This window comes from Streptomyces sp. NBC_01232 (genome assembly GCF_035989885.1).
Taxonomy (GTDB): domain Bacteria; phylum Actinomycetota; class Actinomycetes; order Streptomycetales; family Streptomycetaceae; genus Streptomyces.
This window is the reverse complement of sequence record NZ_CP108518.1, coordinates 1,467,456-1,483,310: the sequence shown is the minus strand read 5'-3', so window position 1 is coordinate 1,483,310 and position 15,855 is coordinate 1,467,456. Positions and strand designations below refer to the sequence as shown.

The window sequence follows — 15,855 nt, the reverse complement described above, 5'->3', positions numbered from 1 at the left end:
GAATAGCGCCTTCCTGCTCGGCGTTCGGAAAGGAAGCCGATGCGGGGTCACGTCTCCGAACCGCCATCGATTTCTGCCGAAAACGCTACGCCTGACACCTGTGCCATACAATGACCGCAATATTAAGAGAAGTTGGCAGTGGTGTTGCCCGGGCCGCCGGCCGGGGCCGGGCGTTCCTCACAGCCAGGGAAACCGCTCGGCGGTGTACCGGTAGGCGCGGAAGACCGAGTTCTGGGCGCCGGCCGAGGACTCCAGCCCCACGCCGTCGCCGAACGACCGGAACTGCGGGACCACGAACTCCCACACGACCTCCCCCGCGGGGGTCACCTCGAAGAGCCGCCCGAAGGAGCCCTCCGCCACGAAGGTGTTCCCGTTGGGCAGGCGCTGCGCGCTGGACATGTACGGGCTGAAGAAGTTCTGCGGCGGGTTGTCCTCGTACGACCACACCTCCTTGCCGGTGCGCGGATCGAGCTCCAGCACCCGCGAGTACGGCACCGAAGTGGTGTCGCGGTAGGTGCCGTTGTCGAAGACCAGGACGGTGCCGCCGGGCAGCTCGTGCGGGTGGTGCTGCTGGGCCAGGACGTCCGGGCCGATCCGCCACCGGACCGACCCGTCGGCGCGGTCGACCGACACCGTGGTGGAGGCGCTGCGGAAGCCCACCACGATCGAGCCGTCGGCGCTCTCGTTGACGGTGTTGGCCATGGGCCAGTGGTTGCGGGCGAAGTGCCTGTTCAGCGGCACCTGTGCCGGGTCCAGGTGCTCGATGGCGGCCCAGCGCCACACGATCTCCCCGTCCCAGGTCAGCTCGTACACCACGTCCCCGTAGATCACCCCGCCGGGCGCCTCGGATCCGGGGATGCCGCCCCGGATCCGGGCCGCGTCGGCCGGGTCCAGCGGCTCGACGGCCCCGATGATCAGGTTCCCGTTGCGCAGGAGCGAGGCGTCGTGGTGGTGGAAGGGGTGCCGCACTTCGCGGAGCACCGTGGAGTCCGGGGCCAGCTCCTGGAAGATGCCGCCGTGGTAGACGTCCCAGATGGGGAAGAGGGTCGGGCCACCGGTGTCCTTGGCGGCGTAGAAGAGGTTCCCGTTCGGCAGGAGCTGGGCCTGGCGGCCGGGCGGGTGCGGGGAGGTCCAGGTGTGCACCGGGCGGCCCTCGATGTCGACGAGGTGGATCTCGCCGGCGCTGGTGATCGGCGTGTAGAGGGTGAGGCCGCCGTAGCTGCGCTCGGGGTCGTGGGCGATCAGGCCGACGCCGCGGCGGCGCAGGGTGTTCTGGTCGACGGTCATGGGGATCTCTCCTGGGCTCGGTGGGGCGGGCGTACGAGGCTGTGGCTCAGCGGACGGTGACGGCGGCCGGGTCGACAGCCGTCAGGGGGCCGGGGTTCAGGTGGCGCAGCAGTGCGGCGCGGTCGGCGGCGCCGGGCAGGTCCTGGGCGGCCTTGGCCCAGCCGGCCTCCTCCTCCAGCTGCGTCAGCAGCTCGGGGGAGAGGGTGGCGCCGTAGCTGTAGCGCGGCTGGTAGGTGTCGACGTAGCCGGCCTGCAGCGCACCGTTGGACTGGGCGAGTACGGCCTTGCGCGCCGCGGCCGGGTCGGCGGCGAGCTCGCGCTGCGCGCGCAGCAGGGTGCGCAGGACGGCGGTGGTGCCCTCTTCGGTCGCGGCGGGTCCGGCGACCAGGAGGGTCCTGGCCGTGTATCCGGTGAAGGGCAGTTCGGCGTAGGCGCCGCCCAGCGCGGTGTGTGCGGCGTCGTAGAAGCTGGGGAAGGTGACCCCGGCGTCGATGTCCCCGCGGGCCAGGGCCGGAGTGACCTGGTTCGGGGCGAGGTTGACGACGGTCACGTCCGCCGCGGCGAGCTGCGCCGAGGCGAGCATCCGCGACAGCGCGTACTCGACGTTCGTGCCCTGCGGGACTCCTACCTTGCGGCCCTTCAGCGCCGCGAAGCCGGTGATCCGCCGGTCGGTGCGGGTGAGCAGGCGCCAGTCGGAGAACCGGGACAGGTCGGCGACGATCCGCAGCTCGCGCCCGCCCAGCGCGGCCGTCACGGCGGGCAGGTCACCGACGACCCCGAGCTCGGCCTGGCCGCCGAGCACGGCGTTCAGCGCGTCCCGGCCGGTGGGGTGGGTGGTGACGGTGGCCCCGATGCCCTCGGCCGACCAGAGGGCGCCCTCCTCGGCGACATGGACCGGGGCGCCGCCGAGGTGGTCGCTCGCGGCGATGGTGACGGCCGGGCGCCCGCCGTCGCGCGCGCTCGACGGGGAGCCGGCGCAGGCCGCGGCGAACGGGGACAGCAGGGCGGCCAGCAGTACGGCGGCCACCGCGCGGGGTCTGAGCATGGCGAGCAGTCCTTCCGGGGACAAGAGGGGGTTCGTGGGGCGTCGGCCGTGGGCCGTGACGGGCGGATGGGCGGGCGGGCGGTCGTTAGGGGGATCGGGCACCCCGGTCATCCGGATCCGAGATGGCGTGCGATCAGCGAGCGCAGGCCGGGGTCGGGCGGCCCGGCCGGCACGGCGTGGTCGGCGAGCACCCGCCCGGGACTTCCGCCGAGCACGATCACGCGCTCGGCCAGCGCCAGTGCCTCGTCGATGTCGTGCGTGACGAACAGGACGGTGGTGCCGCGGCGTTGCCACAGCTCCCGCAGCAGGCTCTGCATCCGGGTCCGCGTCAGCGCGTCCAGCGCGCCGAACGGCTCGTCCATCAGAAGCACTTCGGGTTCGGCGGCCAGCGCCCGGGCCAGCGCCACGCGCTGCTGCATGCCGCCCGACAGCTGTGCCGGGTACTTCTCCGCGCCGTCCGCGAGACCCACCTCGGCCAGTGCCGCGAGGGCCCGCCGGCGGCGCTCGGCGCGCGGCAGGCCGAGGCGCTTGAGGGCGAACTCGACGTTGCCGCGGGCCGTGCGCCACGGGAACAGCGCGTAGTGCTGGAAGACCACGCCCCGCTCCGGGCCCGGCCCGTGCACCGGCAGGCCCCCGGCCGTCACCGTGCCGGAGGCGGGCCGTACGAAGCCCGCCACCATGTTGAGGACCGTGGACTTGCCGCAACCGCTGGGCCCGAGCAGCGCCGTGAACGAGCCCGCCGGGAACTCCAGGTCGGTGCGCTCCAGCACCGGGGCGGCGGTGCCGTAGCCGGCCGACAGCCCCTCCAGCCTTACGTCCAGGCTCATGAGGCGCTCCAGTGCACGAACCGGCGGCCCACGGAGGCCAGCAGGAGGTCGACGGCCACCCCGAGCAGCCCGAGGACGAGCAGCCCCGCGAACATCCGGTCCACCCGCAGGAACTGGCCGTCCACCTGGAGGCGGTACGCCAGCCCGCTGTCCGCGCCGCCCAGTTCGGCCGCCACCAGCGCGAGCAGGGCCACCGAGGCCCCGTAGCGCAGCGCCGCGAGCACGGCGGGGGCGGCGGCCGGCAGCAGCACCTCGGTGAACCGCCGGTGCAGCGGAGCCCCCAGCGACCGGGCCGCCCGCAGGTGGGAGACCGGCACCCGGGACACCCCGTCGTGCACGTACAGCCAGACGGCGAGCAGGACGGCGTACGCGATGAGCAGGCGCTTGGCGCTCTCGCCGATGCCGAACCAGGCGGTCGCGAGGGGCACCAGCGCGATGGCCGGGATCGGCCGGAGGAAGGAGACCACGGGGGTGACGGCGGCGGAGACCTTCGGCAGGTAACCGGTGGTGAAGCCGAGGGCACTGCCGATGACGGCGCCCAGCGCGAAGCCCTGTCCGGCCCGGGTCAGGCTGGCGCCGAGGTCGGCGGCCAGGGCGCCGCTCCGGGCGCTGTCCACGAGGGCGGCCGCGGTCTCTCCCGGTGTGGGCAGCAGCCCCGGGGCCACCGTGCCGAAGCGGGCCAGGAGGTACCAGAGCGCGAGCACGACGCCGGCCGCGCCCAGGGCCGGGCCGAGCCCGGCGAGGCCCCGGCCGGGGGGTGAGGGGGTGGCGTGCACGGGGCGGCTCCTCGTTCGTTCCGGACGCGTTGATAAGTGAGGTCAATAATTGACCACGCTTATGACGGGAGTGTTGCGGCAGTGCGAAACCTCCCGAGGCCCCCCGGCGCCGAAGGGGCGATGGGGTACGTTCACCTGCGTGTCTCGCCCCGAACCCACGCCCGAAGCGATCGAGGTCGGAAGGGTGATCCGCGGCTGCCGCAAACAGCGCGGCGTCTCCATGGCCGTCCTCGCCACCCGATCGGGCCTCTCCCAGCCCTTCCTCAGCCAGCTGGAACGCGGACTCGCCACGCCAAGCCTCAGCTCGATCTACCGGATCGCCGAGGCCCTGGACGTCACCCCCGGCACCTTCCTGCGGCCGCCCGGCCGGCCCGGCGCCGTCAGCCACGAGAGCGATCCCCAGGTGATCCGGGTGGAGGAGGCCGCGGGCCAGGTCGCGCACGTGCTCATCCCCGGCGGCCGCAGCACCCTGATGGAGGCGTACGAGCACCACTTCGAGCCCGGCCGCGGCGAGCGCGGCTGGTTCCAACACCCCGGCGAGGACTTCCTCTACGTCCTGGAGGGCGAGATCGTCCTGGAGGTCGAGGGCGAGGACCCGCTCACCCTGCGCGCCGGACAGAGCGCCCACCACCGGGGCGAAGTCCCGCACCGCTGCCGCCTGTCGGGCCCGGACGCGGCACGCACCCTGCTGGTCATCGCGAACGCCTGAGCCCGAGGGGCGGACCCCCGTCCCGCCCCTCGGATCCTTCCCGGAGCCGGCCGATCGCCGCCAGCCGCGCCCCGACGTCCAGGTCCCACAGGCGAACGGTGCCGTCCGTACTGCTGCTGGCCACCGTCCGCCCGTCCGGGGCGAAGACGACGCCCCACACCGCGTTCGTGTGACCGGACAGCGCGGCCACCGTTCGGCGCCCGGCCACGTCCCACAGCCGGACCGTGCGGTCGTTGCCGCTGCTCGCGAGGGTCCGGCCGTCGGGGGAGAAGGCGATGCCCCGTGCGGAACCGGTGTGACCGGACAGCGCCGCCTCGAAGCGGTGGCGCTGAGCGTCCCACAGCCGTACGGTCCCGTCGTTGCCGCTGCTCGCCAGCGTTCGCCCGTCCGGACTGAAGGCCACCCCGCGCACCGCACCCCGGTGGCCGGTCAGGACGGTCAGCGGACGGCGCCCCGCCACGTCCCACAGCCGGACCGTCAGATCGTCCCCCGCGCTCGCCAGGGTCCGCCCGTCGGGGCTGAACGCCACGTCGTTGGCGAAGTCCGTGTGGCCGGCGAGGACGGCGAGGGGGCGGCGCTGCACGACGTCCCACAGCCGTACGGTGCCGTCCGACCCGGCCGAGGCCAGGGTCCGCCCGTCCGGGGCGAAGGCCACCGCGAACACGGTGCCGCCATGGCCGGTGAGCACGGCCGTACTCGCGCCGGCCGCGGTGTCCCAGAGCCGGACCGTGCCGTCCGACCCGGCCGAGGCCAGGGTCCGCCCGTCAGGTGCGAAGGCCACCGAGAACACCGTCTCGCCGTGCCCCTCGAACGTGGCCAGGACCCGGCGCTCCGCCACGTCCCACAGCCGGACCGCGTGATCGGCCTCCGCGGTCGCCAGCCGCTTCCCGTCCGGGCTGTACGCGGCGTGCCAGATCTCCGTGAACGGCCGCGAGGTCAGCACCGCGCCCCGCAGGTCCCACAGCACCACCGACTGGTCGAAACCGGCGGTGGCCAGCACCCCGCCACCGCCGTCCACGGCGACCCCGAGGACGTAGTCGGTGTGCCCGGCGAGCGTCGCCGTCGCCCGGCCCCCGGCCACGTCCCACAGCCGGGTCGTACCGTCGCCGCCCGCGCTGACGACCGTCGTCCCGTCCGGGGTGTAGGCGACGCCGTTGACGTCGTCGCTGTGCCCGGTCAGCGTGGCGGTCGTCCGGCGGCCCGCCACGTCCCACAGCCGCACCGTGCGGTCCACTCCGCCCGTGGCGACCGTACGGCCGTCCGGGGCGAAGGCCGCGCCCAGCACCTCGTCGGTGTGCCCGGTGAGGACGGCCAGCGCAACGGCACGGTCCGCGTCCCACAGCCGTACGGTCCGGTCGGCCCCGGCCGACACCAACGTCCGGCCGTCGGCGGCGTACGCCAGGGCGTTGACCCGCCCGGTGTGGCCGGTGAGGGACCCGAGGGAACGGTGCTCCCCGGCCGCCTCCCACAGCCCGATCGTCCCGTCGGCGCCGGCGACGGCCAGCGTCCGCCCGTCGGGCGAGAAGGCCACGGCCCGGGCCCCCTTCGTACTCGCCGGGAGCTGCGCCCGCCGGCCGTGGCCGGCGGTGTCCCACAGCCGCGCCGCCCCGTCCGTCGACGTGGCCACGAGGGTCCCGCCGTCGGGACTGAAGGCGACCGAACGCACCCGCCCCGGCATGCTGAAGCTCGCGGTCGTCCGGCGGTCGGCCACTCGCAGCAGGGCCACCGTGCCGTCGGAACTGGCCGTCGCCAGGAGGCCGTTGCCCGGCCCGAAGGCCACCGCGTTGACCGGCCCGCCGTGCCCGCCCAGGCGGGCGATGAACGGCTGGGACTGGGTGCTCAGCAGCGCCCCGCGTGCCTCGCTCGTCGCCGAGGCCCGGTACGCCTGTCCGGCGAGCAGCATCGACGCCTCGGGCCGGCCCGCCGCCAGCGCCGCGGACTGCAGGGCGAGTGCCCGCGAACGCGCGACGCGCTCCTGGCCGATGGCACCCGAGCGCTGCTGGTAGGCGAGGCCCCCGGCGCCCACGGCGAGGACCAGCAGGACGACGAGCGTGGCCAGCATCCGCTGCCGTAACCGCACCTGACGCCCGGCCTGCCGCTCACGGCTGTCGTGCGCCTCCTGGCTCGCCCGCAGGAAGGCCGCTTCCAGCGGGCCGAGCCGGCTCCGGCCGTCGTGCTCGTCGGCCCATGCCCGGGCGGTGTCCAGCCGGGTGCCGCGGTGGAGCGCCGACGGGTCGCGGCCCTCGCGCTCCCATTCGGCGGCGGCGTGGGCCAGTTGCTGGTGGATCAGGAGCCCGGCCCGGTCGGCGCGGATCCAGCCGCGCAGCCGTGGCCAGGCGTGCAGCAGTGCCTCGTGGGTGATCTCGACGGAGTCGCTGTCCAGGGTGATCAGACGGGCCCGGACGAAGGTGTCGAGGGCGGCCGCGGCGGGGCCCGCGTCCGCCAGCTGCTCCATCAGGGCGGTCCGGCCCATCCTGCGGCGCGTGGCCCCCGTACCGTCGGCGACGTGCACCAGTCGCACCAGGACGCGGCGGAGCGTGTTCTGCTCGGCCGGGTACAGGCGGGTGAACACCTCTTCGGCGGTACGGGCGATGGCACCCTGGATCCCGCCGGTGCGCTCGTACCCGGCGACCGTCAGGGTGGAGCCCTCGCGCTGCCGCCAGGTGGCCATCAGGGCGTGCGAGACCAGGGGCAGCACCCCGGAGGGAATCCGGTCGGGCGGATCGTCGCGCAGGCCGGCATCGCGCAGCAGCAGCGGGAACAGGCCCGGTTCGAGGGTGAGACCGGCGAGCTCGGCCGGACGGCTGATCGATTCCCGCAGCTCCGCCGGGGACATCGGGGGGAGCACGAACAGGCCACCCGTGAACACAGGCGCGAGCTCCGGCAGGTCCAGGCAGTCCCCGGAGAAGTCGGCCCGTACGCCGAGCACGACGACGGCGGGATCGAGACCGTCCGGCTCTGCGCCGTCCGGCTCGCCACCGTCGGGTCCGCCGTCGTCCGGCCCGGGACCGTCGGGACCGGGGCCCGCCGGCCCCGGACGGCCGGACGCCAGCGCGCAGAGAACGCGTACGAATGCGCCCCGCTCGCCCTCGTCGGAGCAGAGCGTGAACAGCTCCTCGAACTGGTCGACCAGCAGCACCGGACGCGGAGGCGGAGGCCTCCGGTCCGGGCCGTCCGCCGGGGGACGGCCCGAGAGCCGCCGGACGGCCTCGAGCAGCGCGTCCGGGCGTTCCCGGACCTCGGCCGCGGTGACACCCGGATCGCCGCCCAGGACCTTCGCGGCGCAGTCCAGCAGCTCCTCCAGCGGTCGCGCCGTGGGCGTGAACCGCAGCACCGGCCAGCTGTCGGAGCCCGGCATCGGGAAGCCGCCGCGCCGCAGCGCCGGCACCAGACCGGCGTTCAGCAAGGAGGACTTGCCGGCCCCCGAGGGGGCGACCAGGATCAGCGGCCCGCCGCCGATCCGTTCGAAGACCCGCTCGACCAGCTCGGCCGTCGCCCGCTCCCGCCCGAAGAACCAGCGCGCCTCCCGCGCGGTGAAGGCCGGCAGACCGCGGTACGGGCACTCGCCCCCGGCCTGCGGACCTGTGTCCGCCCAGGCCCCGCCCCGGCCTGCCCGGAGCCCCGCACCGTCGCCGTCGGCGGCACCGTCGCTCCCGGCGTCGCGCGGACCCGTTTCGTGGACCATCCGCAGAAGTTCACCGCCCGCCCGCAGTACGTCGTCGCAGCGCCGCGCGACGTCGACGGTGACGCGCTTCGAGCCGGTCTCGATCTTGCTGAGATAGCCCTTGCTGTAATGCGTCTGCCGGGCGAGGTCCGCGAGGGACAGACCGCGTTGCACCCGCAGACGCCTCAACTGGGCGGGAAAGGGCATTGCGGCGTCGTCGGATTCGTGCTGGTGACCGGTCTTCCGCCGGTGGTCCGGATCCCCCAAGACATCCCCCATGGCAATGCGCGCCCAGGCAGCGGTACGGCAGCGCCCAGGGTACAGCGGGGGTGGGTCCGACGGCCGCACCTTCAGGCCGATATGACCAGCACACGAGCGCGTGGTGCCATCGGTCCGAAGGCTCCGCGCGCTCCTGTGGCAGGGGGGCCGCTAGGGGTTGAGCCGGATCGAGTTGATGGGCGTGAGGTCGGCGTAGACCCCGGTCTTGGCAGCGATGTTGCCGCCGCAGCCCCGGCCTCCGGAGCCCGTGCACAGATTTGCGGTCGCACCGCCGTACTGATTGTTGAGGACCCAGTGGTTCCCGAACTGGTTGCTCAGGTTGTGGGCCCCGTAGGCGTAGAAGACGTGCGTCGGCTTGACGGCGGGGTTCTGGTTCTGAGGGTAGATGCAGACCGCCCCGTCCGGGCAGCCCGCCCAAGCGTCCGCCGGTGCGGCCGAGGCCGTGCCGCTGAGCGCGATCACGGCGACGACGGAGGTGGCGAGCGCGGCGGCGCCGCGGAAGATCTTGCGCATGATGTCCCCTTGGGGTGCTTGCCTCGTGCTGACGGCTTCAGCCTGCCCCGGCCCCGCACCGGGGTCGACGGGTTGCCCGTTGCCCATCGCCCCGCCGCCCGGGAAACCCCCTGCCACCAGCCCGGACACGGAGCAGGGGGCAACGGCCCTGTTCGGCGGACGTAAGACTTTCGTCATGGGAGCGGGCCTGGCGCAGGGCGGCCCGGCCGCGTTGAATCCGTAACGACGGACCAGGTGAGGAAGAGGGATCGGCAGTGACGGTGACAGTGACGAGGCGGCGCGGACGGTTGTGGGCCGCGGTGGCGATCGCGGTGACGGTGGTGCTGGCGGCGGGGCTGTACTGGCTGCAGCCGTGGAAGCTGTGGCAGGACGAGACCGTGCGCGAGGCGCTGCCGGCCGCCGCCCTGCCGACCGTCTCCGGCGCTCCCGCGGCCGCACCCGGTGGCGCCCCGGCCGCTCCGGTGACCGTCGCCCGCGGCGCGCTCATCAGCCACGAGCACAGCACCACCGGCGAGGCGGAGCTCATCCGGCTCCCCGACGGGTCCCACACCCTGCGCCTGTCGAACCTGGACACCAGCAACGGCCCGGATCTGAGGGTCTGGCTGACCGACGCCCCGGTGAAGGAGGGTGTGGCGGGCTGGCGCGTCTTCGACGACGGCAAGTACGTCAGCCTCGGCAAGCTCAAGGGCAACAAGGGGGACCAGAACTACCAGGTCCCCGCGAGCGTGAACGTGGCCGATTTCTCCAGCGTCACCATCTGGTGCGACCGCTTCGACGTCTCCTTCGGAGCGGCGGTTCTCGCCGCGGTGTGACCGGCCGCCGGGCCCGCCGCGGGCCGGGCGACACGCCGTAGGGCCGGAGCTGATCGGGCGTCACCCCCGTTCGGCCGTCGCCCGGAGTACGACTATCCACTCCTCCGGACGTCAAAATACGGCCGTTTGCCCACGGGATGTATCCATCCGCTCACGGGGTGTGGCGAGAGGTCGTCATGGCCCATAACTTCGGGATCGTGACGAACCGACAAATCAAGTCCCTCACGTGCATCGCAGTCGTCATGGCCGCAGGTCTCGGCGTGCTCGCGCCGTCCGCGTCCGCGGCCGGACGCCGAGTGCACCCGGGCGACTCGATCCAGGACGCGGTGAACTCCGCCAGGCCGGGCGACATCATCACCGTGATGCCCGGCACCTACTACGAGAACGTGCTGATCACCAAGAGGCTGACCCTGCGGGGGTGGGGTGCCGGGACGGTGATCAAGCCGCCGGTCACGGCTGTCACGCCGACCACGCCGGCCAGGCCGACCACGCCGACTGCACCGGGCACGCCCGTGGCGCCGGCCCCCGGCGCTTCGGGGGCGCCGGTGGCACCGGGGGCGTCCGGCCGGGCGCTCGCCTGCTCCCAGGCCGACACCGGCATCTGCGTCATGGGAACGGCGGAGCAGCCCGTCGTCGGCGTGGACATCCGGTCGCTGACGGTCTCGGGCTTCAAGCGGAACGGCGTATGGGCCTCCTACACCGACCGGCTGAGCGTCCAGCGGGTCACCGCCGAGAACAACGGCACCTGGGGCATTGCCCAGGAGAGGTCCACCCGAGGGCTCTTCCGCGACAACGTCGCCCGCGACAACGCCGAGTCGGGCCTGTTCATCGCCAACACCGTCGACCGGGAGGGCGGTGCCACCGACACCCTGGGCGCCGTGGTCCGCAGGAACACGCTGACCGGCAACCGCATCGGCGTCACGGTCCGGCGGGTGAGGAATCTCGCGGTCTACGGCAACAGCGTCACCGGCAACTGCGGCGGCATCTTCGTCGTCGGCGACGAAGGCGAGCCCGGCGCCGGGGACATGACCATCCGAGGCAACCGGATCCACGAGAACAACAAGTTCTGCAAGGGCAACAGCCGCCTCCCCGACATCCAGGGCGTCGGCATCGTCCTCACCGGGGCGGAAGAGACGGTCGTCCGTTCGAACTCCATCCGCGGCAACGTCGGAGCCTCCCCGCTGTCGGGCGGCATCCTGTTGTTCAAGAGCTTCGTGGGCGCGACGAACACCGACAACGTGATCCGGGACAACGTGGTGCGGGACAACAAGCCGGCCGACCTGGCCAACCAGGGCACAGGCACGGGCAACCGGTTCGTCAACAACCGGTGCGGGTCCTCCGTGCCGGCCGGGATGTGCTGACGCGTGATCCCCCTGATCAGCAGAATCGAGGCCGCATGACCACGGTAAGTCCCACCCCCACCCCGATCCCCGCCCCCCAGCACACCCCCCAGCCGGCCATGCGCATGCGGGAGCTCGTCTTCGGCGCCGCCTGCGCCGCCGCGGTGCGCGCGGCGGCCCGGCTCACGGTGGCCGACGCCCTCGGGGAGTCCCCCGCCACCGCGGCCGAACTCGCGGCGGCGGTCAACGCCGAGCCGCTGCCCCTGCAACGGCTGCTCCGGGCCCTGTCCTGCTACGGGATCTTCGCGGAGACCGAGGACGGGAAGTTCGTCCACACGGAGATGTCGCGCCTGCTGCGCGAGGACGACCCGCACAGCCTGCGCTACATCGCCCTGTGGTGCACGGAGCCCTGGACCTGGCAGGCCTGGCCGCGGCTCGACGACGCCGTCCGGTCCGGCGGCAGCGTCTTCCAGGAGCTGTACGGCAAGGGGTTCTTCGACTACCTGCACCAGGACGCGCACGAGTCGGCCCACGTGTTCAACCGGGCCATGACCACCTCCAGCATGCAGTCGGCGCTGGACGTCGCGGAGCTCCTCGACCTCACCGGGATCTCGGTGGTCGCGGACATCGGCGGCGGCCAGGGGCACGTACTGGCGAGCCTGCTGGAGAAGCACCCGATGCTGCGGGGCGCCCTGCTCGACCTGCCGGGCGTGGCGGCCACCGCCGACCCCCGGCTGCGGGAGGGCGGCGAGCTCGCCGCGCGGGCCGAGATCGTTCCCGGGGACTGCCGTGAGGCCATCCCGGTCGACGCCGACATGTACATCATCAAGAACATCCTGGAGTGGGACGACGACAGCACCCGCAGGACCCTGCGGAACGTCGTCGAGGCGGCCCGCCCCGGATCCAGGGTCGTGATCATCGAGAACCTGGTCGACGACACCCCGTCGATGAAGTTCACCACTGCCATGGACCTGTTGCTGCTGCTCAACGTCGGCGGCGCCAAGCACACCAAGGCCAGCCTCTGCTCCCGCATGGAGGACGCCGGACTGGTTATCGGCGAGATCCGGCCGGTCAACGCGTACCTGCACGCGTTCGAGTGCACCGTGCCCGCGTGATGCCGTCCGGCATAGGACGGCCGGCGGGGCAGTCGGCCCGCACACGCCTCGAGACCGGCACGGAGCCGGTCTCGAGGGCGTGTCCGGGGCGCGCGTGACGCGCCCGGGAGCCGGCTTCAGGCCGCCAGGGCGTTGTTGACGAGGTCGAGGAACTCACGCGGCGACTTGCACCGGTCCGCGTCGGCGGGGAGGGGCTTGCTGTGCCGGTTCTCCAGCTCACCGACGATGCCGAGGAGCCCCAGGGAGTCCAGCCCCCACTCGTCGAAGCCCGAGTCGGGGCGGCTCGCCATGGCCGCGGGGTCGACGGTGACGCCGGCCCCCTTCTTCATGAGAGCGGCCAGTTCTTCCATGGTCAGTCGAGCGGTCATGTCGGACAACTCCTCAGGCTTGGGCCGGCGTTCGCCGGTCGGTGATCAGGCGCATTTCAGAGCGCGCGAGGAAGCGTGCGATCTCCTGGTCGGTGGTGGGGACGCCGTCCTTGGCGCTGTCGAGCAGCCGGGCGAGCACGGCCGCCTTGTGGCCGCCCTCGACGCCGAGGGCCAGCGCGGGCCGCGCGTCGAGCGGGCCGCGCAGATCGAGGAGCCGGACGACGATGTCGTCGCGCTGGAAGACGGTGCTGCCCTCGATGGGGCTCGTCGGGTCGTCCACGGCCGCCTCGTCCTGCCCGGCGAGCAGCCGGGCGAGCGCCATGCCGCACCCGTCCTTCGCGGGGTAGAAGAGCGCGTGCCGCCGGACGTCGGGGCTCTCGCGGCCGCCCGCCGCCACGTGGTGCACCGCCGGGAGGGCCGCCCGGGTGAAGAACACCCGGGCCGATCCGGGATCGCTGAGGTCCCGGTCCTGCTCCAGATACGGGTTGATGGCCTCCTCCAGGGCCCGCACCTCGGGCTGCCGGGCCACGTGGCGCAGGGCCGCGAGGAGGTCGCCCTCGACCTCGACCGCCCGGACGACACGGTTGCCGTGCATGAACAGCGAGGTGCGGCGCAGCCGGGTGCCCTCGTCGACCTGGGCCTGCGGGGACGCGTACCCGGCCAGCAGCTCCGCCACCACCGGCTCGCTGCCCGGTTTCACGGTGAAGGTGAGCGCGTGGCGGACCACGCCGTCCCCGCGCCGCGGAGCCACCTGAAGACTGCCCCGGGCCTGGCCCGCGGCGTCCGGGGAGGTGGCGGCCGAGAACGGGCCGGAGAAGGAGGGGGCGGGACCCGGACCCTTGCCGGTCTCCCGCAGCACACTGAAACGCAGCGAGCGGGTGTCCCGTACGCAGCCGTGGAGCGGCTGCACCGAGGCGACGTGCTCCTCGCTGTTGACCCAGGCCAAGAACCGCGGTGCGCTCTCCCATTCACTGGTGATGAGCCACTGCGACGGATTCTCGATCGACTGGCACAACTCGTCGCTGATGTGTCCGGGGACGGAGGACACCTGCTTGCGGAGATGTTCGTACACCTCCAGGAACTGATTCTGCGCACCGTCGTACAGATCCAGCAGCAGCACGACCCGAAGCCTCGAGCCGTCGAAGGCGGACTGGGATATCCGTTCCGACAAGGTTGTCATCGTTCACACTCCTTCGAGACCACACGGTCGCCACGGGGCGGCGCCACCCGACCCGATCGTTGTCGCTTGAGCCGTGCGGCGCGAGAGGGGAGAACCAAGCGGGTGAACGGGCGAGGGAAACGGCCTCGTACAGGGCATGGAAGAGCCATGAAGGAAAACGTCGACCACCACGTCCCGGTCCTCATCGTGGGCGGCTCGCTGGTGGGTCTGTGCACCTCGCTCTTCCTCGGCCGGCATGGCATCAGACACATGGTGGTCGAGAAGCACGCGGGTACCTCGATGCACCCACGCGGACGCGGTATCAACGTACGGACGATGGAGCTCTTCCGGGTCGCCCGTGTCGAGGACCGGATCCGAGAGGCCGCCGCGGTCCTGGCGGACAACCACGGCATCCTGCAGGGCGGCTCGCTGACCGGTGACGATCAGGAGTGGCTCTTCGAGGAAATCGACCCGGGCGGGGCGCTCGCGCGCTTCAGCCCGTCGTCATGGTGCCTGTGCAGCCAGAACGACATCGAGCCGGTCCTGATGTCCGTGACCCCCTCCCTCGGGGCCGACCTGCGCTTCTCCACCGAACTCCTCTCCTTCGCCCAGGACCCGGGCGGGGTCACCGCGATCGTGAAGAACCGGGACACCGGGGAGCACAGCACGGTGCGCGCGGACTATCTCGTCGCGGCCGACGGGCCGCGCAGCCCCGTGCGCGAGGAGCTCCGGATCGGCCAGAGCGGCTCCGGCGACCTGTTCCACAACGTGAGCATCACGTTCCGGTCCCGGATGCTGGCCCACGTGGTCGGCGACCGGCGCTTCATCGTGTGCTACCTGACCAAGCCCGACGCCGACGGGGCCCTGCTGCCGGTCGACAACAGCGAGCGGTGGGTCTTCCACGCGCCCTGGCACCCCGACCGGGGCGAGACGCTGGAGGACTTCACCGACGAGCGATGCATCGAGCACATCCGCCGGGCCGTCGGCTCTCCCGACCTGGACGTCGAGATCACCGGGAAGGCCCCGTGGCACGCCGCCGAGCGCGTCGCGGAGAAGTACGCGGCCGGCCGGGTCTTCCTGGCCGGCGACTCCGCCCACGAGATGTCCCCGACCGGGGCGTTCGGCTCGAACACCGGCATCCAGGACGCCCACAACCTCGCATGGAAGCTCGCCGCGGTGCTGGACGGCACGGCCGGGCCGGGGCTGCTGCAGACCTACGAAGCCGAGCGGCTTCCGGTGGCCCGGGCGACGAGCGAGCGCGCCTCGGCCCGTTCTGCGGAGCACAGCCACCCGGGATACGAGCCGGACCCGGAAATCATTCCCGAGGCGATTCCGGCGCCGCTGCCGCTGTCCGAGCCCGAGGCCCCGTCCGAGGCAGGGGCCGCCGAGGCCGCCCCGCGCGGCGGCGCCGGCCGGCAGGGCGGGGTCCTCTCCGTGGCCATGGGCTACCGCTACGCCCGGGGCGCGGTCCTGGGTACCGACCCGGAGCAGCCCGCCGTACCCGAACGGATGCGGCTCTGCGGCGACCCGGGCAGCCGCGCACCGCACATGTGGCTCTGCGGGCCGGGGGAGCCGGAACCGATCTCCACCGTGGACCTCTACGAGCGCTCCTTCGTCCTGCTCAGCTCCGAGGGCACCCCGTGGCGGGCCGCGGCACGGTCCGTCGCGGAACAACTGGGCGTGCCCCTGGCCGCGTACGCGATCGGCGCCGGGCCGGAGGCCGACCTGATCCCCGCGAACGGCGCCGACTGGACCGAGGTGCACGGCACGACCCCGGAGGGCGCGATCCTCGTCCGCCCGGACGGCTTCGTGGCCTGGCGCTCACCGCAGGCGGTGGCGGACCCCGGGGCGGTGCTCCACGAGGTCCTGACCACCCTGCTGGACCGGGCCTGACGCAACGGCCGGAGGGCGCCGCCGCGTGGATCTCCCCACGCGGCGGCGCCCTCCGGCCGTGCACGCGC

General features: G+C 73.2%; 13 protein-coding genes. 5 read left to right on the top strand and 8 right to left on the bottom strand.

Translation table 11 applies throughout. The features are described 5' to 3' along the window. Nucleotides 1–177 precede the first annotated feature (177 nt). The 4 genes from OG444_RS06970 to OG444_RS06955 all read right to left on the bottom strand — a co-directional run bounded on the left by OG444_RS06970 (nt 178) and on the right by OG444_RS06955 (nt 3,935). Complete coding sequence (locus OG444_RS06970; RefSeq protein ID WP_327261308.1) at nt 178–1,287, bottom strand: aryl-sulfate sulfotransferase; 1,110 nt, start codon at nt 1,285–1,287, stop codon at nt 178–180. 46 nt (nt 1,288–1,333) lie between these two features. Next, nucleotides 1,334–2,332: an ABC transporter substrate-binding protein gene (locus OG444_RS06965; protein ID WP_327261307.1), complete on the bottom strand. Its 999-nt coding sequence runs from the start codon at nt 2,330–2,332 to the stop codon at nt 1,334–1,336. Between the two features lie 107 nt (nt 2,333–2,439). Then, nucleotides 2,440–3,159, bottom strand: a complete 720-nt coding sequence (locus OG444_RS06960; RefSeq protein WP_327261306.1) for an ABC transporter ATP-binding protein — start codon at nt 3,157–3,159, stop codon at nt 2,440–2,442. Next, nucleotides 3,156–3,935: an ABC transporter permease gene (locus tag OG444_RS06955; protein ID WP_327261305.1), complete on the bottom strand. Its 780-nt coding sequence runs from the start codon at nt 3,933–3,935 to the stop codon at nt 3,156–3,158. The genes OG444_RS06960 and OG444_RS06955 overlap by 4 nt, the downstream gene beginning before the upstream one ends. 139 nt (nt 3,936–4,074) lie before the next feature. On the opposite strand from OG444_RS06955, the gene OG444_RS06950 reads away from it, so the two are divergent. Then, nucleotides 4,075–4,644: a helix-turn-helix domain-containing protein gene (locus OG444_RS06950; protein ID WP_327261304.1), complete on the top strand. Its 570-nt coding sequence runs from the start codon at nt 4,075–4,077 to the stop codon at nt 4,642–4,644. Here the strand turns inward: OG444_RS06950 and OG444_RS06945 are convergent. Next, nucleotides 4,628–8,575, bottom strand: a complete 3,948-nt coding sequence (locus OG444_RS06945) for an nSTAND1 domain-containing NTPase (protein ID WP_442810743.1) — start codon at nt 8,573–8,575, stop codon at nt 4,628–4,630. The genes OG444_RS06950 and OG444_RS06945 overlap by 17 nt on opposite strands. A 162-nt stretch (nt 8,576–8,737) precedes the next feature. Beyond that, nucleotides 8,738–9,100, bottom strand: coding sequence for a hypothetical protein (locus OG444_RS06940; RefSeq protein WP_327261302.1), 363 nt, complete (start codon nt 9,098–9,100; stop codon nt 8,738–8,740). A 266-nt stretch (nt 9,101–9,366) separates the two neighbouring features. On the opposite strand from OG444_RS06940, the gene OG444_RS06935 reads away from it, so the two are divergent. The 3 genes from OG444_RS06935 (at nt 9,367) to OG444_RS06925 (ending at nt 12,367) form a co-directional block, all read left to right on the top strand. Continuing rightward, nucleotides 9,367–9,912 carry a DM13 domain-containing protein gene (locus tag OG444_RS06935; protein ID WP_442810742.1) on the top strand — a complete coding sequence of 182 codons (546 nt, stop codon included), beginning with the start codon at nt 9,367–9,369 and terminating at the stop codon, nt 9,910–9,912. 197 nt (nt 9,913–10,109) lie between these two features. Beyond that, entirely contained in the window at nt 10,110–11,273 is a 1,164-nt protein-coding gene (locus tag OG444_RS06930) for a right-handed parallel beta-helix repeat-containing protein (RefSeq protein ID WP_327261301.1), read from the top strand. A 35-nt stretch (nt 11,274–11,308) separates the two neighbouring features. Next, on the top strand, nt 11,309–12,367 hold the full coding sequence (locus OG444_RS06925) for a methyltransferase (protein ID WP_327261300.1): 1,059 nt from the start codon (nt 11,309–11,311) through the stop codon (nt 12,365–12,367). A 116-nt stretch (nt 12,368–12,483) separates the two neighbouring features. On the opposite strand, the gene OG444_RS06920 is transcribed toward OG444_RS06925, so the two are convergent. Next, entirely contained in the window at nt 12,484–12,735 is a 252-nt protein-coding gene (locus OG444_RS06920; RefSeq protein ID WP_314251526.1) for an acyl carrier protein, read from the bottom strand. Between the two features lie 13 nt (nt 12,736–12,748). Further along, on the bottom strand, nt 12,749–13,915 hold the full coding sequence (locus OG444_RS06915) for a SchA/CurD-like domain-containing protein (protein ID WP_327261299.1): 1,167 nt from the start codon (nt 13,913–13,915) through the stop codon (nt 12,749–12,751). Nucleotides 13,916–14,062: 147 nt separating this feature from the next. Between OG444_RS06915 and OG444_RS06910 the strand changes: the two genes are divergently transcribed. Continuing rightward, nucleotides 14,063–15,787 (top strand): FAD-dependent oxidoreductase, encoded by a 1,725-nt coding sequence (locus tag OG444_RS06910; protein ID WP_327261298.1) that lies wholly within the window; start codon nt 14,063–14,065, stop codon nt 15,785–15,787. Nucleotides 15,788–15,855 lie beyond the last annotated feature (68 nt).